This window comes from Paenarthrobacter sp. A20, from assembly GCF_024168825.1.
GTDB lineage: Bacteria > Actinomycetota > Actinomycetes > Actinomycetales > Micrococcaceae > Arthrobacter.
In genome coordinates this window covers 338,462-359,587 of sequence record NZ_JALJWH010000001.1, presented here as the reverse complement: position 1 = coordinate 359,587, position 21,126 = coordinate 338,462, and the positions used below count along the sequence as shown (strand labels likewise).

The following is a 21,126-nucleotide window of genomic DNA, read 5'->3' as shown; positions in this document are numbered from 1 at the left end:
GGGTGTACCGCCACCACCTACTTTGGAAGCCACGGCCCCCGCGACACACCCACAATGCGGCGTGTCAGGCCGGTTCGGAAATCAAAGTGGGTGTCAGCCGTACGCCCAGGCCAGCCAGCGCGGTGAAACGCCCGAGTGTACCGCCACCACCTACTTTGGAAGCCACGGCCCCTGCGACACGCCCACAATGCGGCGCGTCAGGCCGGTTCGGAAATCAAAGTGGGTGATAGCCGTACGCCCAGGCCAGCAAGCCCAATGAAACGCCCGAGTGTACCGCCACCACCTACTTTGGAAGCCACGGCCCCTGCGACACACCCACAATGCGGCGTGTCAGGCCGGTTCGGAAATCAAAGTGGGTGTCAGACGTACGCCCAGGCCAGCCAGCCCGGTGAAACGCGCCCGACGGCGGGACTGGCGGGCCGCCGTCGTCGAGCCTGTTCCCCCTGCCGGGACGGGACGGCGCCGCGCAAGTCCGTTGAGCCCCAGAAGCCGAGGCAAGCCACTGAAATCCGGGTGTCATCGGCATTGAGCGGCGGTGAGGCCGAAGACAAGGCGCGGCTGAGCGATGCTGCAAACAGGGTGTACCGCCACCACCTACTTTGGAAGCCACGGCCCCTGCGACACACCCACAATGCGGCGTGTCAGGCCGGTTCGGAAATCAAAGCAGGTGTCAGCCGTACGCCCAGCCAAGACGAACACGCAACCAGGACACAAAAGCGGGCCCCCGCCGTGACCTTGGCAGGGACCCGCTGGTTTTGGAGTGATCCTCCCGCGGAGCTTAGGGCATCCGCGGGAGGATCACGTTGTTAGGCGAACGGGAGGACGAGCTCCGCGTAGCGCTGCTTCATGGTCTCCAGAACGGTGTCGCCATCTGCGTCCCAGATTTCCTGGTTGAAGATTTCAACCTCGATGTCGCCCTTGTATCCGGCGTCCCGGACCCAGGTGCCGATGGTCGCGAAGTCGATGACGCCGTCGCCCATCATGCCGCGGGACAACAGCGCGTCCGCGGCGATCGGCAGGTTGAAGTCGCATACCTGGTAGGAGGCAATGCGGTCTTCGCGACCGGCGCGGTCGATCTGGGCCTTCAGTTCCGGATCCCACCAGACGTGGAAAGTGTCGACGGCGACGCCAACAGCCTTTGCGTCGTACGGCGCGGCGAGATCGAGTGCCTGGCCGAGGGTGGAGATGAGTGCGCGGTCTGCTGCGTACATCGGGTGCAGCGGTTCCAGCACCAGGCGCACACCGTTCTCGGAAGCGAACGGAACCAGTTCCTCGAGCCGGTCGGCGACGCGCTGGCGGGCAGCGACGACGTCCTTCTCACCGGGAGCGAGTCCACCGACCACCAGGAACAGTTCCTGCGTGTCCAGGGCTACTGCTTCACGGACGGCCTCGAAGTTGTCGGCCAGCGCAGCGGCCTGTCCCTCGGCGTCGGCTGCCGTAAGGAATCCACCGCGGCACAGGGACGAAACCCGAAGGCCGGCGTCCTTGATCAGCTTGGCTGCCTTGTCCAGGCCGGCCTCGGCAACACGGTCACGCCAAGGCCCGATTGCGGGGATACCGGCACGGGCACAACCATCCACGGCTTCAGCAAGCGTCCACTTCTTGGTGGTGGCGTTGTTCAGCGAAAGCCGGGAGAAGTCCGCGCTCATGCGCCTACCCCGTTGATCCGCAGGAAGTCCGACATCCTGAAGGCTGCCAGCGACGGATCCTTCAGCAGGCCGGCCTGATCGGCCAGTTCGAAGGTCTTGGCCAGGTGCAGGACGGAACGGCCGGAGTGCAGGCCACCCACCATCTGGAAACCGGGCTGCTTGCCGTTGAGCCAGGACATGAACGCGATACCGGTCTTGTAGTAGAACGTCGGAGCGCTGAAGATGTGCTTTCCGAGCTCACGGGTGGAGTCCAGGATGGCGCGTCCTTCGGCGCCTTGGCCGGCGTCGTACTTCTGCAACGCCACCGAAGCGGCCGGGTAGATCGCCGCGAAGATGCCCAGCAGGGCGTCCGAGTGGTGGGTTTCGTCGCCGTCGATCAATTCCGGGTAGTTGAAGTCGTCGCCCGTGTAGAGACGGACGCCCGAGGGCAACGCAGCCCGGAGGGCGACCTCATGCGAGGCGTCCAACAGCGAAACCTTCACGCCGTCAACCTTGTCCGAGTGCTCGCGGATGAGGCTGAGGAACGTTTCCGTAGCGACAGAGACGTCGTCGGAACCCCAATAGCCGGCCAGCGCGGGGTCGAACATAGTGCCGAGCCAGTGCAGGATGACGGGCTGGTCAACTTCCTGCAGGAGCGTCGAGTAGACGTGCAGGTAGTCGTCGGCGCCGTTGGCAACCTTGGCCAGCGCGCGGGAGGCCATGAGGATGACCTTGGGGCCGGCTTCGCTGACGACGGCGATCTGCTCACGGTAGGCGTCGATGACGGCCTGGATACCGGCCGCACCCTCGGGAAGCGTGGCGATGTCCAACTGATCAGTGCCTGCGCCGCAGGATACGAGGTCGCGGACGGATTTGCCTGCCGTCGCCGCGTTGCTGCCAGCCACGACGGAAGCGGCCTCGGCACCCGTGCGCTTGATGAGCTGCTGGGTGGCTGCCCAGTCAAGGCCCATGCCGCGCTGTGCTGTGTCCATGGCATCGGCCACGCCCAAACCGTAGGACCACAGCTCGTGCCGGTACGCCAGGGTGGCATCCCAGTCGAGCTGCGCCGGAGCGCCGGGTGTGTTGTCGGCGGCGACCTCAGGGATGACGTGCGCAGCGGCGTAAGCGCGGCGGGCGGTCAGTGGTGCGGTCGGCTTGACCCACGCAGTGGCGGGCTGAAGGCGGTACTCGCGGGTGCCGCCGTCGTCGGTGGGAAGAATGAGTGACGTCATTAGAGGGTGATCTCCGGGATGTCGATGGTGCGGCGCTCGGCCGAGGACTGGAGGCCAAGCTCGGCCAGCTGCACGCCGCGGGCGGCGGAGAGCAGGCCAAAGCGGTGCTCGCGACCGGCGACGACGTCGCGCAGGAATTCTTCCCACTGCAGCTTGAAGCCGTTGTCCAGTTCAGCGTTGGCGGGGACTTCCTGCCACTGGCTGCGGAAGGATTCCGTGACGGGCAGGTCCGGGTTCCAGACGGGCTTGGGGGTGTGGGCGCGCTGCTGCGCAACGCACCTGTTCAAGCCGGCGACGGCGGAACCGTGCGTGCCGTCGATCTGGAACTCAACCAGTTCGTCGCGGTAGACGCGGACGGCCCAGGAGGAGTTGATCTGGCCGATGACGTCGTCGCCGCCCGGGGTTTCGAGCTCGAAGATGCCGTAGGAAGCGTCGTCCGCGGTGGCCTTGTATTCCTTGCCGGCCTCGTCCCAACGTGCGGGGATGTGCGTGGCGGTCTTGGCGTTGACGCTCTTGACCTTGCCGATGATGCCTTCGAGGACGTAGTTCCAGTGGCAGAACATGTCCGTGGTCATTCCACCGCCGTCTTCCTTGCGGTAGTTCCAGGACGGACGCTGTGCAGCCTGGACATCGCCTTCGAAGACCCAGTAGCCGAATTCGCCACGGATGGAGAGGATGCGGCCGAAGAAGCCTTCGTCCACCAGGCGGCGGAGCTTGACCAGGCCCGGGAGGTAGAGCTTGTCGTGCACGACGCCTGCGGTGACGCCGGCTTCCTTGCCGATCTGCGCGAGTTCGATTGCCTCTTCGAGGGTCTCAGCCGTGGGCTTCTCGGTGAAGATGTGCTTGCCGGCGCGCATGGCCTTCTTCAACGTGGCGGCACGGAGGCTGGTCATGGAAGCGTCGAAGATGACGTCCACAGTGGGATCGGCGATGACTGCGTCCAGGTCGGTGGTCCATTCGGAGACCTTGTGGAGCTCGGCGAGCTCGCGGATCTTGGCTTCGTTACGGCCGACGAGGATGGGCTCAACCTGAACCTTGGTGCCGTCTTCCAGAGTGAAGCCGCCGGCGTCGCGAATGGGGAGGATGGACCGCAGCAGGTGCTGGCGGTAGCCCATACGGCCAGTGATGCCGTTCATGGCGATGCGGATCGTCTTTGTTTCGAAGCCCATGTTTTCTCCAGTGCCTTGTGTGCCGGTCGCTCTGCGGATACCGGTGTTTGACGGTTCATGTGGGAAAGCGCATTCCCATTGCATTCGATCATGCACTATGGCGCGCCGGATTGGCAAGCGCTTTCCCAAAACTCTCGGAAGACTGACATAATTTCCTTAGCGCCAGTCCCGACGCTTGCAGAAAAGGAGGGCCCACGTGGCCGCCAGCACACTGAGTGAAGTTGCCCGTTTGGCCGGGGTTTCCCTGGCCACTGCCTCCCGGGTACTCAACGGCTCCACCCGTAAGCCGGCGGAGGACATTGCCGAGCGCGTCCGCGAGGCGGCAGACAAACTCGGCTACGTACCCAACGCGCAGGCGCAGGCCCTCGCGAAGTCGAGTTCGGGCTTGATCGGCCTCATTGTCCACGACATCGCCGATCCCTACTTCTCCGCTATTGCCCGCGGCGTCCAGGAAGCGGCCCGCCAGCAGAACCGCATGGTTCTCCTGGCCAGCACGTCCGGTGCTCCGGCGGATGAAAAAGAGGCCGTGGCAGCGTTCGCCGCCCGTCGCGCAGACTCGATCGTCATTGCCGGTTCACGTTCGGTACGGACCGAGGATAAGCAAGGAAATACTGAGCTGGCCGCAGAGCTGGACCGCTACTGCCGCAATGGTGGGCACGTGGGGGTGGTTGGTCACCCGGTTGTTGGTGTCTCCACGGAGGAGGGTTACCACGTGGTGAAAGTCCCCAACGAGGAACTCTCTGCCGGCCTTGCGGCTGAATTGGCAGCCGCGCACGAAGGTGCATTCCTGATCGTCGCCGGCCCTGAAGGCCTGTACACCTCAGATGATCGGGTCCGCGGCTTCCAACGAGGGCTCGCGGATGCCGGCAGGCCGCAGGCTGAGGTTATCCGCACCGGCTTCAACCGTGCCGGAGGGTACGAGGCCGGCCTGGCGCTTGCGGACCGGATCAAGGCATCAAAGGAGCGGCTCTGCATCTTCGCCGTCAATGACGTCATGGCCATTGGAGTCACTGCCGCCCTTCGACCGGAGGGCGTGTGGATTCCCCGCGACGCCACCATCGCCGGCTTTGATGACATCGAAACCCTGCGCGATTTCCGCCCGGCCCTCTCCACCGTGCACCTGCCGCTTGAAGACATTGGACGGCTCGCTGCAGGCGATCCCGATACTCCTCCCGTCAGCGGTGCGGTCAAGCTCCGCCGCAGCACTGAAACTCCGGTTGAATCGCAGGTATGACACCACGGCGCGGACAGGCGCCCCGGGCGCTCACGGTGATTCCCGCCGTCGGACATTCCGGTGTGGCGGGGCCTTCCACTGAAGCGGCGCCCGCCGTCCTGGTCCTTCCCGGCGGAGGCTACGCCAAAACGGCCGACCACGAAGCGGAACCGGTGGCTGAATGGCTTGCCTCACTGGGGATCCATGCGTTCGTCCTGCGATATCCGGTGGCTCCGGACAGGCATCCGGCTCCGCTCGCCGCCGCGAAACAGGCCATGTTGTGGATTCGTCGTGGTGACCATGGCCTGAACCTTGACCCATCGCGCGTAGGCGTCCTGGGCTTTTCGGCCGGCGGACACGTGGCATCAACGTTGTCCGTCGGGGTGTCCACCGGCGACCCCTCACTGGACGTTGCAGGGGCCCTGCCGAACCTCAGTGTCCTCTGCTATCCCGTGATTTCGTTTGTGGACTCGGTGCATCAGGGGTCCGTGGACAATCTTGCCGGAGCAGGCGCCGAACCGGAGGTACTGCGGGAGCTGTCAGCGGAACTGCACGTTACCCCTGCCACGCCGCCCGCTTTCCTCTGGCACACTGCCGACGACCACTCGGTCCCGGTCGGCCACAGCCTCGCCTATGCCAGCGCGCTCAGTCGGGCCGGGGTCCCGGTGGAACTGCACGTCTTCCCGCACGGCGTCCACGGTATTGGTCTGGCTTCGGGAACGGCCGGCGCTGATCAGTGGACTGGACTGTGCGCCGCTTGGCTCAGCCGAATGTGGGCTTAGTCCTCGTCCCGCTTAGTCCTCGCCGAGGGTGATGGTGTGGAGGAAGGAGGCGTCGTTGATGACGTTGTCCGGAAGGTCGTCCTCGACGAACTCCAGCATGATGTCCAGGTCCTTGCCGTTGCCCCGCAGGACGTCCGTGACGGTCTGCCACAACAATTTCCGGTTCCGCAGCGGGAAGCGTTCGGCAACGGGCCCCCAGGAGAAGCAGTGGACGCCCACCACGTGGGGGAGTACTTCGTGGAGGGACTCAAGCGCCTGCTGGTCTGAAAGTCCGACGGCGGGCTGCCAGTAGGTGCCGACGTTGGCGTGGTTCACCCGGGTCAGTAGCTCCAGGGTGGTGGCGGGGGAGTCGGTGAGAGTGTTGCCGTGATACTCAAACGCGATGGAGACGCCACGGGCGGCTGCGAGATCCGCAATCCGCTGCGTGTCCTTCACCACTGCGTCCCAGTGTTCCTGGCTGGCGCCCGCCGACCCGAGTTCCCCGGCCCACACCCGGATTCTCGGAGCACCGAGGCCTGTGGCCAGGTCCAGGACATGATCGAAATCCCCGAAGGCCCCGCACCTGTAGTACGAGCCCATGGAGAGGACCGTGAGTCCCGCGGCATGCGTAGCGGCCTTGGCAAGGCCGGCGGATTCCGCGTCGCTGACGTGGACATCGGTGCCCCACTCGATGCCGGCAAGGCCGGCGTCGGAGGAAATTCGCACGACGTCGTCGATCCCGTGGGAGCGGAGAGTCACGGAACAGATGCCAGGCGTGAGGTCAGCCAGCGTGGTGAGGTCGATCATGCTTACAGGATACCGGGAATGCGCTTACCCGGTAAGTGCGTATCGCCTGCTGAACAGAAATGAACGCCACTATCTACAGATTGATCCAGTAGCGACGGATCGGCTCAGCGACACCCAGGTCCGGGCTGAAATATTGGGCGAGCGTACTACGGCCGTCGGTTCAGGCTTCAGATGTCCTGGCCGTTTTCGGCGTCCTGGTTGAGGGGCGGGATGGATTCCGCTTCCGGACTTCCCGCAATACGATCTGCTCGGGACACACCGTGGAAAGGAAGTCTCCCACCGACAGGGCCAGGCGCTCACCCACGAGCGAGTAGAGAATACGGTTAGCGTCCCGCCGTTCCGCGACCAGGCCGGCCTGGCGCAGCACGCTCAAGTGTCGGGAAATGGTGGGTCCGGTGGCGTTGAATCGCGCAGCTATCTCACCCGCAGCCAACTCGCCGTCCTTGAGGTCTTGAAGTATTTGCCGCCTGGTGGGGTGCGCCAACGCTGCGAAGATATCCGATGCTGCATCTGCCATGTTTGCAATATAGCACAATTGCTATATACAGTTTAGCTTAATTGCTAATAAGCGAAGGAGCTAGATCATGCGTGTGGCTATTACCGGCGGTACCGGCTTTGTAGGGCGTCACCTCGCGGAACGACTCAATAGGCCGGATACCGTCATCATTTCGCGTCGGACAGGGACCGCAATCACCGACGTCGAAGCCTTAACGGAGGCCTTCGCAGGTTGCGACGCCGTAGCCCACTGCGCGGGGATCAACCGGGAGATCGGTGACCAGACCTTCCAGCGGGTTCACGTTGAAGGCACCCGCGCCGTCATTGAAGCTGCCCGGCGGGCGGGCGTCCAAAGAATCGTCATGCTGAGCTTCCTTCGCGCCCGTCCGGATTGTGGCTCCGCCTATCACGAGACCAAATGGGCCGCCGAGGAACTCCTGCGGCAGTCGGGCATCGAGCACACGATTCTCAAGGCGGGGATGATCTACGGCAAGGGAGACCATATGGTGGACCATGTGACCCGCGCGGTGCGCAGCTTCCCGGTTTTCGCAACGGTCGGATATCGGGAGCGCACTGTTCGACCCATACCGGTGGAAGAGGCCGTCAACACCCTGATCGCCGCCCTCGAAGGTCGCGTGCCCACCCCGACCGTCGCGGTTGTCGGAGCCGAAGAGCTCGAACTTGGAGCGGCTGTCCGCAGGATCGCCCGGATGGCGGGTGGCCACCCTGTTTACGTCCGAGCCCCCATCTGGTCCATTCGCGCGCTGGCGCAGCTGACAGAGTGGACCATGGTGGTGCCCCTCGTCGCCAAAGCCCAGGCGCAGATGCTCGCCGAGGGGGTCAGTGAGCCTTTACCGTATGCGCCGTGGCTTCCCGCGGAGCTGCGTCCCAGTCTTCCTTTCGACGACGAACGCATCCGGGCCGCCGTACCGGAAGGCCGCTTCGCTTCGGACGATCTTCGGGTAGTGAGGTGGTGGAACGGGCGCATGGACCGCAGGCGGTCAAGCCGCCCGGTCCACTAGTTCGACTTACTGAGCGTCCTGCCCATGATGGCCTGCGTCAGGGCGTCGATCACCTCGGCGTTGGCCAGCGGATTCCGGATCAGCGTGAAGTCCACGTCGCCCACCGGCGGCAGCCCGAATCGCTGGGTGATGACCTTCAGGTCCTCGGGTACCAGCGATGCCGGCATGACGGCGACTCCAATCCCGGCCCGGACGGCCGCCAGCACTCCACTGATCTGTTTGGTGCTGCAGGTGATCCGCCATGTCCGGCCCTCCGCTTCCAGAGCATCGATGGCGAGCTTCCGGCTCAAACTCGGTGCCGGGTACGCAATCAGAGGCACAGGCGCGCCCGGTTCCAGCACGGTCTGCTCGACGCCCACCCAAGCGAAGTTGTCGTGCCGGACCACCGTGCCCTCCTTGGCGCCGGCCACCCATTTCACGAACACCAGGTCCAGTTGACCGGCGTTGAGCCGCTTATACAGCTGATCGCTTTGGCTGACAGTGAGCTCAAGGTTGATCTGCGGGTACAACTGCCGGAACTCGCGGAGAATCCGGGGGAGGCCCGTGATGGCGAGGTCGTCTGCGGTGCCAAAACGGAGCCGTCCGCGCATGGCCGAGCCGGAAAAATACCGGGCAGCGGAATCGTGGGCAGCAAGGATGCTGCGGGCAAAACCGGCCATTGCATCACCGTTGTCCGTCAACCTGACTTCGCGGGTATCACGGGCCACCAGCACCCGTTTGGCGGCGGCTTCCAGCTTGCGGACGTGCTGGCTGACGGTGGGCTGGGCCAGCCCAAGGCGCTCAGCAGCCTTGGTGAAACTCAGGGTTTCCGCGACGGCCAAAAAGGAACGGAGCTGGACAGGTTCGAACACGGAACTCCTAAAGCGCAGGTCAGCGCCGGGCCGGAGTACTACGCCGATGAAGAGGGCTCATTGCATTCCGCAATGCTAGTTATAGGCGCAATACGCTTCCATAATTGCTGCTGGCAACCATAGCGTTAAACGTATCCCACCGAAACTCTCGATCCGAGGATTACTTTTGGCACCCCCACCGCCTTCAGCGGCAAACGTCAGCCAGCCCGTCATCGATTCCCTGTCCGCCCCTCCGGCTCCGGACACCGTCACCCAGCCACTCGCCGTCGTGAGTGAAAAGCTGCCCTGGCGTCACACTTTCATCTCGCTGAAGGTCCCCAACTTCAGGATTTTCGCGATCGGCCACTTCATTGCCGTGATCGCCATCTGGATGCAGCGCATCGCCCAGGACTGGATGGTGCTCCAGCTGTCCGGTTCCGTCACCGCCGTCGGCATTACCGTGGCGCTGCAGTTCATGCCTTCACTGTTCCTGGGTCCGTGGGGCGGCATGATTGCCGACCGTTTTGCCAAGCGCAAGATCCTCATCATCTGCCAATCGGCGGCAGCTGTGCTGGCAGCCCTGTTGGCAGTGCTTTCCTTGAGCGGCCGCGTCGAAGTGTGGCACGTCTACGTCATCGCACTTGCCCTGGGCTTCGTGACGGTCCTGGACCAGCCGGCCCGCCAGGTCTTCGTCAACGAACTCGTCGGCCCCAAGTACCTGCGGAACGCCATCAGCGTGAACTCCACAACCTTCCAGCTGGGAGGCTTGATCGGTCCGGCGCTTGCCGGCGTACTTCTGACGGCTGTGGGCGCCGGATGGGCTTTCGCCGCGAACGCGGTGGCATGCTGCTCCACTGTGGCCATGCTGCTGATCCTCCGCAAGGACCAGTTGCACCTCAGCCAGCCGACACCCCGCAAGAAGGGGATGCTGCGTGAGGGCCTCAATTATGCGCTCAGCAAGCCCACTATCTACTGGCCGTGGCTCATGGCCGGCTTCGTTGCAGTTTTCGCGATGAGCCTGCCAGTGCTGCTGGCCGCCTTTGCAGACCACGTGTACGACGCCGGCGCCGGAGGCTACGGCCTCCTCAACGCCATGGTCGCGCTCGGTGCACTCGCGGGAGCAGTTGCGTCCACCCGGCGTCGTCAGCTTCGGTTGCGCTCGGTGGTGACGTCGGCGGGGTTGTACGGGCTCATGCTCTGCGCGTCGTCTCTGATGCCGTCCATGGTGTGGTTCAGCGTCACCATGGTCCTCGCCGGATTCTGGTGCCTCATGTTCCTCACCGCGGCCAACCAAATGGTGCAGACCAGTTCCAACATGAGCATCCGCGGCCGTGTCATGAGCCTTTACCTCGTAGTGCTCATTGGTGGCCAAGCCATTGGTGGTCCCATGATGGGTTGGTTGGCAGAGCACTTTGGTCCGCACCTTGCTGTCCTGATCTCCGGTGGCGTGCCGGCCATCGCAGCTGCGGTGGTCGCCGTGGTCTTGGCCCGGAAGTCCTCCCTCCACCTCAAGGTGGACCTGCGCGACCGGCGGCGGGTACTGCGGATCGTGGACCGGGCGCAGGCGGCCTAGACACAGACAGCGCCCGCGGAGGCACCGCGGGCGCTGCAATGTGGGGTTGGTTAGGCCGATGGCGTCCGTTAAACGGTAGCCAGGTGCGGGTACTCCGCTGAGCGGCCTTGGAATTCCAGGACGTCCGGGTTTCGGATGACGCCGTCGCGTATTTCGATGGCGCGGGATACGGTCTCGTTGGCATCCCACCCGGCCGGTCCTGCCACCACGGTGTCCAGGAACGGAAGCAGGGCTTCGCTGATCTCCCAGCTGGCTGAATTCCACAGGTATGACGGGCTGTGGTCCACGGCGTAGTAGTTGACGTGCCCGCCCACACGGAACATCGGCTCGTCGAACGTGGTGGTCCGGGCCCAGCTGAACCCCATTCCTTCGTCACAGGAAACGTCCACGATCAGGCTGTCCGGCTTGAACTCCGCCAAGTCCTCGGTCCGCAGGTACGTCAGCGGAGCGTTCGGGTCTTGCAGGGTGCAATTGACCACGATGTCTGCCGCCGCGAGGAACGGCGCCAGCGGCTTGCGCCCGTTGTTCGTGATGACTTCGCTAAGGAACGGCGCTTTGCTGTCATGGTCGAACTGCACGATCCGTACCGAATGGATCGGAGACCCGACTGCTGCCACACCCCGGTTGGTCAGGACCTGGACGTCATGGACGCCATGCGCGTTCAAGGCCGTGACGGCACCGCGGGCAGTTGCCCCGAAACCAATCACCACAGCGCTCAGGCGGCGGCCGTAATCGCCGGTGGAACCAGTCAACGCCAAGGCGTGCAGCACGGAGCAGTACCCCGCGAGCTCATTGTTCTTGTGGAAAACGTGCAGGCCGAATCCGCCATCACCGGCCCAGTGGTTCATGGCCTCGAAGGCGATGAGCGTGAGCTTCTTGTCGATGGCCAACTGGGTGATGGCCCGGTCCTGGACGCAGTGCGGCCAGCCCCACAGTGTTTGGCCGTCACGGAGCTCGGCAAGATCCTGGGCCTGCGGCTTGGGCAGCAGAATGACGTCGTTGGTGGCAATCAACTCCTGGCGCGTGCCAAGCCCGCCCACCAACGATTCGAGCTTGCTGTCCGGAACACCGAAGCGTTCGCCGTAGCCGAACTCAAAATGTAGTTGCTGGCGCACGTCCGGAGCGATCCGCTCCAAGTGTTGCGGGTGGATCGGCAGACGCCGCTCGTTGGGTTTCAGCGAGGTAGCAAGGACGCCTATGCTCAGCTGGCCAGTTGGCGCGGTCACTTCTTGTTGCCGGTAGAGGGCTTTGCGGCCTCGGTGGCGGAGGACTCGGAAGCCCGCTTATCCGCTCGCTTTTCCTTGATGGACTTACTGGATTTCTTCGATGCGGTTTGGCGCGGTGATTTGTCGCCCATGATGGCTCCCTTAGAGCGGAGCCGAAATGGCTCCTGACTCCTGACGATACACCTCGCAACGAGGCGCAGTGGCCTTGATCACTGCGCCGGGGTCAGCGGGCCGGCTTCATTTCGCAGGCTCTGCCGCCGGACGTCCATGCGTCACCCGGTGAGTCACGCGATCGGCAGTGTCGTCCACCGTCACAACCTTCTCCACCGGCTCCAAGTAGAAACGGGCGCTGCTGATGATGCCCTCGCCCACGCCGAAGATGATGACGCCGGTCATCTCGTGCGGGGTGCCGTCGCGCCAGGCGCCCTTCAAGTGCAGTTCGGTCCAGATCGTGCCGCCGTTGACGCTGTGCGAGAGAAGATGCGCTTTGATGTCCGGAACGCCTGTGAACAGTTGTTCCCAGTTGCTGCGGATGGTGTCCCGGCCAGTGAATCCCCGGGTGGGGTGCGCCGGTGTTTCATTGACGTAGCCGGGCGCGAAGCACGCCGCCAGGCTTTCCAGATCGTGTTTGTTCGTGGCTTCCAGCAGGCGGTTGATGACGGCGAGTGGACCCGCCTCACCATCGTCGGTGAGAGTCATTGGAGGACCTCCCGGATAGGTGGATGTACGTACGAGTGTAGGCTCGGGAAGCCTCCCGGTCGACGGGTGCGCGGCCCTGTTTGGCGAGTACCGCCGTCGGACGTTTCATGCCTTGGACGCAAAGAAACCCCGGATCCTTGGATCCGGGGTTTTCCTTGAGCGGGCGACGGGAATCGAACCCGCGTATCGAGCTTGGGAAGCTAGCGCTCTACCATTGAGCTACGCCCGCGCTGCCCGGGAAAATTCGCCCCGAGCGAGTCCTAGCTTAGCGCAGTTGCGGGGGTGCTCATGACAGGCGCGTCGGCCACCTACTTGAACAGTTGCAGGCTGTTCCAGCCGGAGCCCACCTGACGGTACGTTGTCCACTGACCGCGGCCCAGGCCATAGTTATAGAGGTTGCCATCGGCCGTCTGTGCCGTGATGCCGCGGGTACCGGCCCCCATCAGACCAAAGCTCGGGGCCAGGACACGCATGTACTGCCAGCCAGTGCCAACGGTGGTGGCCGGTCCGTAGAAGCCGGCCCAACCGTCGCCGCGGTAGTTGATGAGCGAGCCGGAACCCGTCCTCGCAAGAATGTCGTTGGCGCCGTCGCCTTCCCAGTCGGCGATGGTGAGCTCCATGCCGTTCCAGCCCTTGCCAATAATCTGCGGTGCACTGAGCGCACCACCAAAGGTGTTGGGGTAGTAGCGCAGGACACCGTCCGGGAAGTATCCGACGACGCCGGGACGGCCGTGCGCGTGCGTCCACTTACCCACGGTGATGGTCATGCGATCCCAGCCGCCGTTGCCCACCACAACCTGGTTGGCGAAACCGCCGCCCGGGAGGCCCCGGTACACGCCGAGGACGCCGTTGTTCCACTGCGCAAGGATGTCGTACACCCCATCAATGTCCCAGTCCACCACGAAACCCTGCTTCAAGCCGGACCAGCCCGAACCAATCTGGACAGCACCCGCATAGCCGCCGGCCGCCGTCGCAGGGTAGCGCAGCAGGCGGCCCGAGGCGTCGGCAGCCACCAGGTCCGCGCCGGACTTGATGCTGGCCGCGGCCGCCGTGTTGCCCGCGAAGTAATGCTCCAGGGTTGGGAAGCCGCGCCTGTTCATATCGGTGGCCAAGGCAACGCCCACATAGCGCAAGTGCCATGGCTCGTAGCTGTAGCCCGTGGTGCCCGTATAGCCGTTGGGGTAACGGACAATGAAACCGTATTTGTGGGCATTCGCGGCCACCCACTTGCCCGCTACGGTGTCGCCGAAGCAGGTGCTGAGTCCACACGAGCCCGCGGCGTTGCCAATGTCCATGGCGAGGCCGGTCTGGTGCTCGCTGTAACCGGGACGGGCCGAGATGGTGTCGGCATAGGCCTGGCCGTAGGCATTGACGTAGCCCCAATAGACCTGGCTTTGGGTGTCATAGGAACGGTAGCCACTCACGATCGACAGGCCGCCCGTGCCGGCGTCAGCCGCGCCCTGGAACAGTCCATTGAGCCATGCGGCGGCTTCAGCCCGCATGTACTGGCCCGAGCCGCGCGCATTGATAAGGTCCGACGGCGCGTAGCCCGCCGGGTTCAGCGGTCGCGACTTGTTGACCAGGACGGAGAAGCTGGCCGGGTCCCCGATCGGGTCCACGCCCGGCAGCGGATTCACCGTTGCCGGGATAGCTGCCTTCGGGGTGGCAGCTGCCTTCGCCATGGGCGCTGCAGCTGCAGCGGGCACCGCAGCGACGACGCCGCCAGCCACCGCCATGGCGAGGAAAAGAGCGCACGCCGCCATCCGCCGTCGTGCTTTCCCTGCAAAAGTTTGGTGTTCCAGAACCCGCATAACGCCCCCAACTCGGTTTTTGCCAGCCTCGGGAACTCTACCCCGCGGGCAGAACTGTGTCAGCCGTAACTTTATGAAGAGCCAGATAACCATTCGGTCAAGGCTCGTGCGCGATGTGTTCCCGAACGCCCCCGCTGACTATTCTGAAGGTGTTAGCTGCAGCGTATGGGGAACCGGGCTACGACATTCGAACCGTACGCCGAAAGAGGTTTCCGTGGCATTTGCAGACTACGAAGTGGTGATAGGCAGGGACGCCATGACCGTCTACGGATTCCTCATGGACGGCATGAACAACTCCCTCTGGCGCTCCGGAATCCGCAGCATCTCATTGCGGTCCGGGATCCGTGGGCATAAGGGCGCGCTGTACCAGCAGACCATCAACGGCCCTGGCGGCCGCCCCATCGCCGCCGATTTCCAGATCACCGAAGCCCGGCCAGGCGCGGAAGTACGCTTCGCCGTCGTCGCAGGACCGGCCCGGCCCACCGGTGGCTACTACCTCAGCACCGAAGGCCAAACCACCCGCCTCCGGTTCGCCCTCGAATACCATCCCAAGGGCCTGCAGAAGCTGATGAACAGCATGATCCAGAAGACCATGGAAAGCGAAGTGGCACAGCTGGAGCAGTTGAAGACCGTAATGGAGTCGCGCTCGGTGGTGTGAGCCGTTATTGGGCGAGCTTGAAGCCGCTCCACCCGCCGCCGACAGCGACAGGCGTCGTCAGCCTTCCAGAGGTAAGGTCCCAGTACTCCAGTACGCCATTGGTGCCCAGGCCGGCGATGCCGGTGGTGCTCGCGCCCGTCACGCCCTGGAGGGAACGTAGCCCGGAATAGTCCGTCCACGCCGCACCCACTACCGGCCTGGCTTCCTGCTTCGGCGTCGCCAGCCCGCTGCCACGGTACAACCGCAGGGATCCGTTGGGCTCCACGGTCAGGAGATCCTGGAAACCATCCGCGTTGTAGTCCACCATGTTGAGCCTGACCGCCCTGTTGCCGGTACCAATCGCGGCCTGCGAGCGGATGTACGTCATCCCTGCGTTCTTGTATAACCAAAGACCGCCGGATGCATCCATCGCGACAATCTGCGGTAGGCGGTTGTTGGCACACCAGTTGCCGACGGCGATGTTCAAGGACTGCCAGCCGTGGCCCAACACCCCAGGTGAACCGAAGCCGCCTGATAGCCTGCCCGGGTACACCAGAAGTGCCCCGTCGGTGCGTTGGGCGATGAGATCGAAGACGCCGTCGCGATCCCAATCGGAAACGAACAGCTCCTTGAGCCCGGTGAAACCGATGCCGATCTTGCGCGCTGCGCCGTACTTCGCGTTCCCCAGTGATGGGTAGGAATACACCGTTCCATCCGCCCCGATGGAGACGATGTCAGCCGCGCTCCTGATCGAGGCGCTGCTGAGGTTGACGGTGGGCGGTTGGAATTTATCGCCTGGTTGGCAGGCTCCCACAGGATCCGTGGGAGGAGTGACCGTTCCGCCCGGCGCCGTGGTGGTTCCGGCCGGCAGGGTGGTGTAGCCAAAGAAGTTCACCACACCCCACAGCGTGTAGCGGTTGGGCGTGGTCTGCCAGTTACCGTCCGTGTACGTGATGCCGATGCCCATGACGTTGAAGCGGGGATCACGCAGCAGGGCATCGTGCCCCGGGGACCCCTTCCACCACTCAACGAGCTGGGCAGCGTCACGGTCCCAGCGGACGGCAATGACTTCGCCCGCGCCGTTGTTCGGATTGAGCGCGCGCGGATCTGTCCAGAAATTCGCGCGGTGCTGGATCACCTCGCGCGTCGCTATGTTGTTGGACCACTCCTGGGCCAGGCCCGCGACTGTTGCGTGGTACTTCACCGGTGCCAGGCCGAGGGACGCACGGTAGCTGTTGATCGCGTTGAATACCGTCAGGATTGCCGCTGTGTTGCTGTCCGGGAGGAGCGCGAGGGCGCCGTTATCCGGGTTGGTGTCGCCGCTCGGGGTTTTGCCGGGGAAGGGGGTTGAGCTCGCTGTCGGGCTGGGGGCTGTGCTCGGGGTGACGGTTGGTGTTGCCGACGGCGTGGGCGTGAGGGTCGGTGAAGCCGTGGGCGACGGTGTCGGCGTGATGGTCGGCGACTCCGAGGGTGTGCCTGACGACGTGCCTGACGGGCGTGGTCCCACAGCGGGTGCTGACGGCGTCGGGATAGCGGACGGTGACGCAGTCTGCGAGGGCGCCGGGGCCACGGGATCGGGAACAGCCGGGTTGCTGGTGCCCGGGTCTTCCGAGGAAGGATCGTCAGGCCCCCACGACGGCCCGATATTCGGCACGGGCGGCGGCGTCTCGATGACCGGGTCCACGGCGATGGGTCTGCTCGGCGCTTCGCTTTCCGTCCCCGGTTCCAGGGCCGGCACTGAGGTGGGGTCGGACGCTTGGCCGGCCGCGGGGGCGCCCGCGGAAGGTGAGGGGTCCGGCGTCGTACTTGACTCAGGCGCGGTCAGGCCAGACTCGACGCTGGCGGATGGAGTGGTGTTGCCACCCGGACCTGCCTCCTTTGCCGGCAGGATCTGGCTGGAGGCGGCCACACAGAGGGCCAGCGCTCCGGCCAGCACAATAGAGGCCGGCACTGCCAGTTTTTTCACAATTACCCCGCGAATGCTCGTTGCCCCCAGGTACGGGCGCGGTTCTACATGTCCGGGAACTATAGTCCCACGGGGCGGCCCGGACAATGCATGGGGTGTTGGACGCATGGGGTATTTTTGATGCTGTGCTGATCTCTGACCGCGACATACGTGCCGAAATAGACTCCCAACGGATTGTTCTTGAGCCGTACGACCCCGCGATGGTGCAGCCGTCCTCCGTGGACGTCCGGATCGACCGGTTCTTCCGGCTGTTCGACAACCACAAATACGCCCACATCGACCCCGCCGAGGAACAGCCTGAGCTGACCCGGTTGGTGGAAGTGGAAGGCGACGAGCCCTTCATCCTGCACCCGGGCGAGTTCGTCCTGGGCTCCACGTACGAGACTGTCAGCCTTGCCGACGATATTGCCGCGCGTCTTGAAGGAAAGTCGTCCTTGGGGCGTCTCGGTTTGCTGACCCACTCCACGGCGGGATTCATCGACCCCGGGTTCTCCGGCCACGTGACGTTGGAGCTGTCGAACGTAGCTACCCTGCCCATCAAGCTGTGGCCTGGCATGAAGATCGGCCAGTTGTGCTTCTTCCGGCTGACGTCCTCGGCCGAGCACCCCTATGGTTCCGGTGAATACGGCAACCGTTACCAAGGCCAGCGCGGTCCGACGGCCAGCCGTAGCCACCAGAATTTCCACCGGACGTCCATCTAGCGCTTCTTCTGTTCGCCGAGGGGGTAGGTCTCACCCTTTTCGGTGGGCCCTTTTGGGTTGGGATGTCGCCCCTCGGCGAGGGTTAGGCTGGGGCCCGCTCAGATGTCCGCGGTGGGGCGCCGGGGGTCTTCCGGAGGGCCTTGACCACGGGTTCCACAAACCGGGCGGCCAGGGGACCAAGGATGGCCATGATGAGGACGTAGGCCGTGGCAAGCGCGGCGAGCTCGTCCGGAACAGCGCCCGAAGCAACAGCAAGGCCGGCGATGACGATGGAAAATTCACCGCGGGCAATAAGTGCAGCTCCTGCGCGGAAGCGTCCGGGCACGGCGATGCCTGCCCGCTTTGCAGCCCAGAACCCCGTGATCATCTTGGTAGCTGATGTGAGGACGGCCAGCACAAGGGCCCAGCCCAGGACGGGCGGGATGGACGTGGGGTCGGTGTTGAGACCGAAGGCCACAAAGAAGATCGCGGCGAAGAGATCCCGCAATGGCTCGAGGATCCGCGTCGCGTTGTGGGCCGTCGCGCCGGAGATGGCGATGCCCAGCATGAAGGCACCGACGGCAGCGGAAACCTGAAGGGCAGAAGCGATACCGGCCACCAGCAGGGCGAGCCCGAGCACGTTCAGCAGGAAGACCTCGGAGTTCTCGCTATGAACAGCCTGCGAAACCCGGTGGCCGTGCTTGAGGGCGATGACCAGTACCACGGTGACCACCGCAAGGGCAATTCCTACCGTCTGCAGACCGCCGAGGAAGCCAACGCCCGCCAGGATGGCCGTGAGGATCGGCAGGTAGATGGCCATGGCCAGATCTTCGAAAACAAGGATGGACAGCACCACAGGCGTTTCGCGGTTACCGATACGCCCGAGGTCGGTGATGACTTTCGCTGCGATGCCTGACGACGAGATATAAGTAACGCCACCCATGACGATGGCCCCCACAAGTCCCCAACCGAGAAGGACTGCCAACCCTGCGCCAGGGAGGAAGTTGAGGACGAAATCCATGACACCTGCCTGCCATGATCGCCGCAGGCCAGTGACCAGCTCCGAGGCCGTATATTCCAATCCGAGCATAAGCAGCAGAAGAATGACGCCGATTTCGCCGGAGAGATGGGCGAACTCGTGCATCCCGTCCAACTTGACGAAGCCGCCGGCACCGAACGCCAAGCCACCCACCAGGTAAAGAGGGATGGGGGACATGCCAATTCGACCCGCCAATCGAGCCAGGAGGCCGAGGCAGAAGACGACGGCCCCCAGTTCAACGAGGGCTAGAGCGAGCGGGTCCATCCCGCTCAGCCGTTGCGAAGGATGTCGGCTGCCGAGTCAAGACCTTCCTGGGTGCCGACCGCTACGAGCAAATCACCGGTGTGAAGTACGACGTCGGGTGCGGGCGAGGGGACTACCTCGCCTTCGCGCATGATGGCCACGATGGAGACACCACTTCGCGTGCGGATCTGCGCCTTGCCCATGGGCTGGTTGACGAAGGGCGAATCAGGAGTGATGGAGAACTGGCGGGTGACAATGCCTGGTATCTCGCGATGCTCTTCTGCCAGGCGCATGGCAATGTGCTGCCCGCCCAGCAGGTTGCCCAGCGTCGAGGCTTCGTCGGCAGTCAAGGGAATGGACGCCTGACAGGTATCGGGGTCGTCCCACGTTGAGACGAAAAGCTCTGTTTCGCCTTCCCGCAGCTCCACTACACCGATGCGACGGCCCGAGGCCGTGACGAAGTCCTTGCGGACCCCAAGGCCCGGGAGTTCGGTCTCATCCACGTTCATAGCTCCACCCTAAACTGTCCTGAACCGGTCCGGTACGACCCTCGCACTTCAACCGGTCCTTAGTAGTTAACGCTCGGGGACCACAGCTATTTCCACTTTCGCCGGCGGCTTGACGGGCAGGATCACCAAGAGGCCTGCAAGGAGAACCACCATGATTCCGAGGATGCCCCACCGCTGGGCTTCGCCCTCGGCAACCAGGGGAGAGGCGATGGCGATGCACAGGGTGAAGAGGGTGGGAGCAAGGAAACTGACGGCCCGACCGGTTGTGGCGTACAAGCCGAAGAGTTCGCCAGCCTCGCCTTCCGGTGCGAGCCTGGCGAGGTAGGCCCGCGAGGACGATTGCGCAGGGCCTACGAACAAGCAGAGCAGCAGGCCGAAGATCCAGAACGTGTTGCTCGCGGGCCACTCATTACCGAGGAAGACATAGTCACCGTTGCCCAGCACCAGAATGAAGGTGCCTGCGATGAGGAGGCCCACCAGCGAGAGGACGATGACGGACTTGGGTCCGATCCTGTCGTCCAGGAATCCGCCGATGATTGCGCCGACAGCAGCGACCACGTTGCCGAAGATGGCGAAGAAGATGACTTCCTTGAGCTCGAATCCGAACGTACCTGCGGCGATGACACCGCCGAAAGTGAAAACAGCCGCGAGGCCGTCACGGAAGATGGCGCTGGAGAGCAGGAAGTAGATGGTGTGTGGGCTGGTCCGGTAGATGGCGCCGATACGCCGGATCAGTAACTTGTAGGAGGCCAGGAACCCCAAGGAAGCGGTGGCCTTCTTCGCCGGAACCTCAGGGACAGCGAACATTACTGGCAGGGCAAAAATGAAGAACCACAGTGCAGAGAAGACTGCCACGAGCCTGATGTTGAGGGAATCCTGTGTCGAGGCGCCAAACCAGTCGAAGGAAGGCTGGACGAACAGTTGCAGAACCAGCAGAAGGGCAACTATTCCGCCCAGGTATCCCATGGCCCAGCCAAAGCCGCTGACCTTGCCGATGTTCTTCGGTGTGGAGATCTGCGCCAGCATGGCGTTGTAGTTGACGCCGGCGAACTCAAAGAAGACATTGCCGAGCGCTATGAGGCAAACACCCAGCAACAGGAACTCGGGCTGGGGAAAGACAAAGAAGCAGAGCGCCGTGAGCACGGCCGTAGCGGCTGTATTGACCCCGAGCCACAATTTGCGCCGGCCTCCGGCGTCCGAACGCTGCCCGGTGACCGGAGCAAGCAGCGCAATGGCCAGGCCTGCGATGGCCAGGGCGGCGCCGAGTGCGGCCGAGGCGGCATCTTCTCCGCCAAATGCGTTGGAGGTGAGGTAGACCGTGAACACGAAGGTGGTCATGACCGCATTGAACGCAGCCGAGCCCCAGTCCCAGGAGGCCCACGCAAGGATCTGGCCCTTCTTGGAGGCAACAGGTCCTGAGGCGAGCTCGGACGTCGGGTGGGAGGCTTCGGGAACTGCGGCCGCGTTCATAGCTTGAATGCTATAGCGGCGGGGAGAACGGCGTGCAGATGACGGAGCGCGTTGTGTAGAAGAGGGATTGAAACGTAACCTCCAGCCCGCTTCTTTTGGCCAAAAACTGTCCGTCC

General features: G+C 63.9%; 20 protein-coding genes and 1 tRNA gene. 6 read left to right on the top strand and 15 right to left on the bottom strand.

Going from position 1 to position 21,126, the window contains the following annotated elements; genetic code table 11:
• Window positions 1–806 precede the first annotated feature (806 nt).
• From J3D46_RS01715 to J3D46_RS01705, 3 genes are read right to left on the bottom strand one after another with little or no spacing between them, the layout of a single operon-like run.
• A complete protein-coding gene (locus tag J3D46_RS01715) occupies window positions 807–1,649 on the bottom strand; it encodes a sugar phosphate isomerase/epimerase (protein WP_253464753.1) in 843 nt (280 codons plus the stop codon).
• Complete coding sequence (locus J3D46_RS01710; protein WP_231338481.1) at window positions 1,646–2,860, bottom strand: dihydrodipicolinate synthase family protein; 1,215 nt, start codon at window positions 2,858–2,860, stop codon at window positions 1,646–1,648. Before J3D46_RS01710 ends, J3D46_RS01715 begins: the two co-directional genes overlap by 4 nt.
• On the bottom strand, window positions 2,860–4,029 hold the full coding sequence (locus J3D46_RS01705; protein WP_253464751.1) for a Gfo/Idh/MocA family protein: 1,170 nt from the start codon (window positions 4,027–4,029) through the stop codon (window positions 2,860–2,862). The genes J3D46_RS01710 and J3D46_RS01705 overlap by 1 nt, the downstream gene beginning before the upstream one ends.
• Window positions 4,030–4,225: 196 nt before the next feature.
• Here J3D46_RS01705 and J3D46_RS01700 point away from each other — a divergent pair, with 196 nt between their 5' ends.
• The gene (locus J3D46_RS01700; RefSeq protein WP_231338482.1) at window positions 4,226–5,263 is read left to right on the top strand and encodes a LacI family DNA-binding transcriptional regulator; all 1,038 of its coding nucleotides are present in this window, start codon (window positions 4,226–4,228) and stop codon (window positions 5,261–5,263) included.
• A complete protein-coding gene (locus tag J3D46_RS01695; protein WP_253464749.1) occupies window positions 5,260–6,024 on the top strand; it encodes an alpha/beta hydrolase in 765 nt (254 codons plus the stop codon). The genes J3D46_RS01700 and J3D46_RS01695 overlap by 4 nt, the downstream gene beginning before the upstream one ends.
• Before the next feature lie 12 nt (window positions 6,025–6,036).
• On the opposite strand, the gene J3D46_RS01690 is transcribed toward J3D46_RS01695, so the two are convergent.
• Together J3D46_RS01690 and J3D46_RS01685 are read right to left on the bottom strand one after the other, a co-directional pair.
• Entirely contained in the window at window positions 6,037–6,810 is a 774-nt protein-coding gene (locus J3D46_RS01690) for a sugar phosphate isomerase/epimerase (protein ID WP_253464746.1), read from the bottom strand.
• A gap of 160 nt (window positions 6,811–6,970) precedes the next feature.
• The gene (locus J3D46_RS01685; protein ID WP_231338485.1) at window positions 6,971–7,327 is read right to left on the bottom strand and encodes a metalloregulator ArsR/SmtB family transcription factor; all 357 of its coding nucleotides are present in this window, start codon (window positions 7,325–7,327) and stop codon (window positions 6,971–6,973) included.
• Window positions 7,328–7,394: 67 nt separating this feature from the next.
• Here J3D46_RS01685 and J3D46_RS01680 point away from each other — a divergent pair, with 67 nt between their 5' ends.
• On the top strand, window positions 7,395–8,327 hold the full coding sequence (locus tag J3D46_RS01680) for an SDR family oxidoreductase (protein ID WP_253464743.1): 933 nt from the start codon (window positions 7,395–7,397) through the stop codon (window positions 8,325–8,327).
• Here the strand turns inward: J3D46_RS01680 and J3D46_RS01675 are convergent.
• Entirely contained in the window at window positions 8,324–9,178 is an 855-nt protein-coding gene (locus tag J3D46_RS01675; protein ID WP_024818365.1) for a LysR substrate-binding domain-containing protein, read from the bottom strand. The two genes, J3D46_RS01680 and J3D46_RS01675, sit on opposite strands and share 4 nt — an antisense overlap.
• Before the next feature lie 166 nt (window positions 9,179–9,344).
• Here J3D46_RS01675 and J3D46_RS01670 point away from each other — a divergent pair, with 166 nt between their 5' ends.
• Window positions 9,345–10,730 carry an MFS transporter gene (locus J3D46_RS01670; RefSeq protein ID WP_231338487.1) on the top strand — a complete coding sequence of 462 codons (1,386 nt, stop codon included), beginning with the start codon at window positions 9,345–9,347 and terminating at the stop codon, window positions 10,728–10,730.
• Between the two features lie 68 nt (window positions 10,731–10,798).
• Here J3D46_RS01670 and J3D46_RS01665 read toward each other — a convergent pair whose 3' ends face one another.
• From J3D46_RS01665 to J3D46_RS01650, 5 genes are all read right to left on the bottom strand, one after another.
• Window positions 10,799–11,956 carry a N(5)-(carboxyethyl)ornithine synthase gene (locus J3D46_RS01665; RefSeq protein WP_253464741.1) on the bottom strand — a complete coding sequence of 386 codons (1,158 nt, stop codon included), beginning with the start codon at window positions 11,954–11,956 and terminating at the stop codon, window positions 10,799–10,801.
• Window positions 11,953–12,087 carry a hypothetical protein gene (locus J3D46_RS24880; protein ID WP_011776304.1) on the bottom strand — a complete coding sequence of 45 codons (135 nt, stop codon included), beginning with the start codon at window positions 12,085–12,087 and terminating at the stop codon, window positions 11,953–11,955. Before J3D46_RS24880 ends, J3D46_RS01665 begins: the two co-directional genes overlap by 4 nt.
• A 106-nt stretch (window positions 12,088–12,193) precedes the next feature.
• Window positions 12,194–12,655 carry a nuclear transport factor 2 family protein gene (locus tag J3D46_RS01660; RefSeq protein ID WP_253464738.1) on the bottom strand — a complete coding sequence of 154 codons (462 nt, stop codon included), beginning with the start codon at window positions 12,653–12,655 and terminating at the stop codon, window positions 12,194–12,196.
• 158 nt (window positions 12,656–12,813) lie between these two features.
• Window positions 12,814–12,884 (bottom strand) — tRNA-Gly (locus tag J3D46_RS01655).
• A 79-nt stretch (window positions 12,885–12,963) separates the two neighbouring features.
• Complete coding sequence (locus tag J3D46_RS01650; protein WP_253464734.1) at window positions 12,964–14,418, bottom strand: D-alanyl-D-alanine carboxypeptidase family protein; 1,455 nt, start codon at window positions 14,416–14,418, stop codon at window positions 12,964–12,966.
• A gap of 262 nt (window positions 14,419–14,680) precedes the next feature.
• Here J3D46_RS01650 and J3D46_RS01645 point away from each other — a divergent pair, with 262 nt between their 5' ends.
• On the top strand, window positions 14,681–15,124 hold the full coding sequence (locus J3D46_RS01645) for a hypothetical protein (protein ID WP_231338491.1): 444 nt from the start codon (window positions 14,681–14,683) through the stop codon (window positions 15,122–15,124).
• Window positions 15,125–15,128: 4 nt separating this feature from the next.
• On the opposite strand, the gene J3D46_RS01640 is transcribed toward J3D46_RS01645, so the two are convergent.
• On the bottom strand, window positions 15,129–17,054 hold the full coding sequence (locus J3D46_RS01640) for a CAP domain-containing protein (RefSeq protein ID WP_253464731.1): 1,926 nt from the start codon (window positions 17,052–17,054) through the stop codon (window positions 15,129–15,131).
• A gap of 140 nt (window positions 17,055–17,194) precedes the next feature.
• Here J3D46_RS01640 and dcd point away from each other — a divergent pair, with 140 nt between their 5' ends.
• Window positions 17,195–17,770: a dCTP deaminase gene (gene dcd, locus J3D46_RS01635; RefSeq protein WP_011776299.1), complete on the top strand. Its 576-nt coding sequence runs from the start codon at window positions 17,195–17,197 to the stop codon at window positions 17,768–17,770.
• An 82-nt stretch (window positions 17,771–17,852) separates the two neighbouring features.
• Here dcd and J3D46_RS01630 read toward each other — a convergent pair whose 3' ends face one another.
• The 3 genes from J3D46_RS01630 to J3D46_RS01620 form a co-directional block, all read right to left on the bottom strand.
• A complete protein-coding gene (locus J3D46_RS01630; protein WP_231338493.1) occupies window positions 17,853–19,052 on the bottom strand; it encodes a cation:proton antiporter in 1,200 nt (399 codons plus the stop codon).
• A gap of 5 nt (window positions 19,053–19,057) precedes the next feature.
• The gene (locus J3D46_RS01625; RefSeq protein ID WP_089596429.1) at window positions 19,058–19,540 is read right to left on the bottom strand and encodes a cation:proton antiporter regulatory subunit; all 483 of its coding nucleotides are present in this window, start codon (window positions 19,538–19,540) and stop codon (window positions 19,058–19,060) included.
• A gap of 66 nt (window positions 19,541–19,606) precedes the next feature.
• Window positions 19,607–21,010, bottom strand: coding sequence for an MFS transporter (locus J3D46_RS01620; RefSeq protein ID WP_231338494.1), 1,404 nt, complete (start codon window positions 21,008–21,010; stop codon window positions 19,607–19,609).
• Window positions 21,011–21,126: the final 116 nt, after the last annotated feature.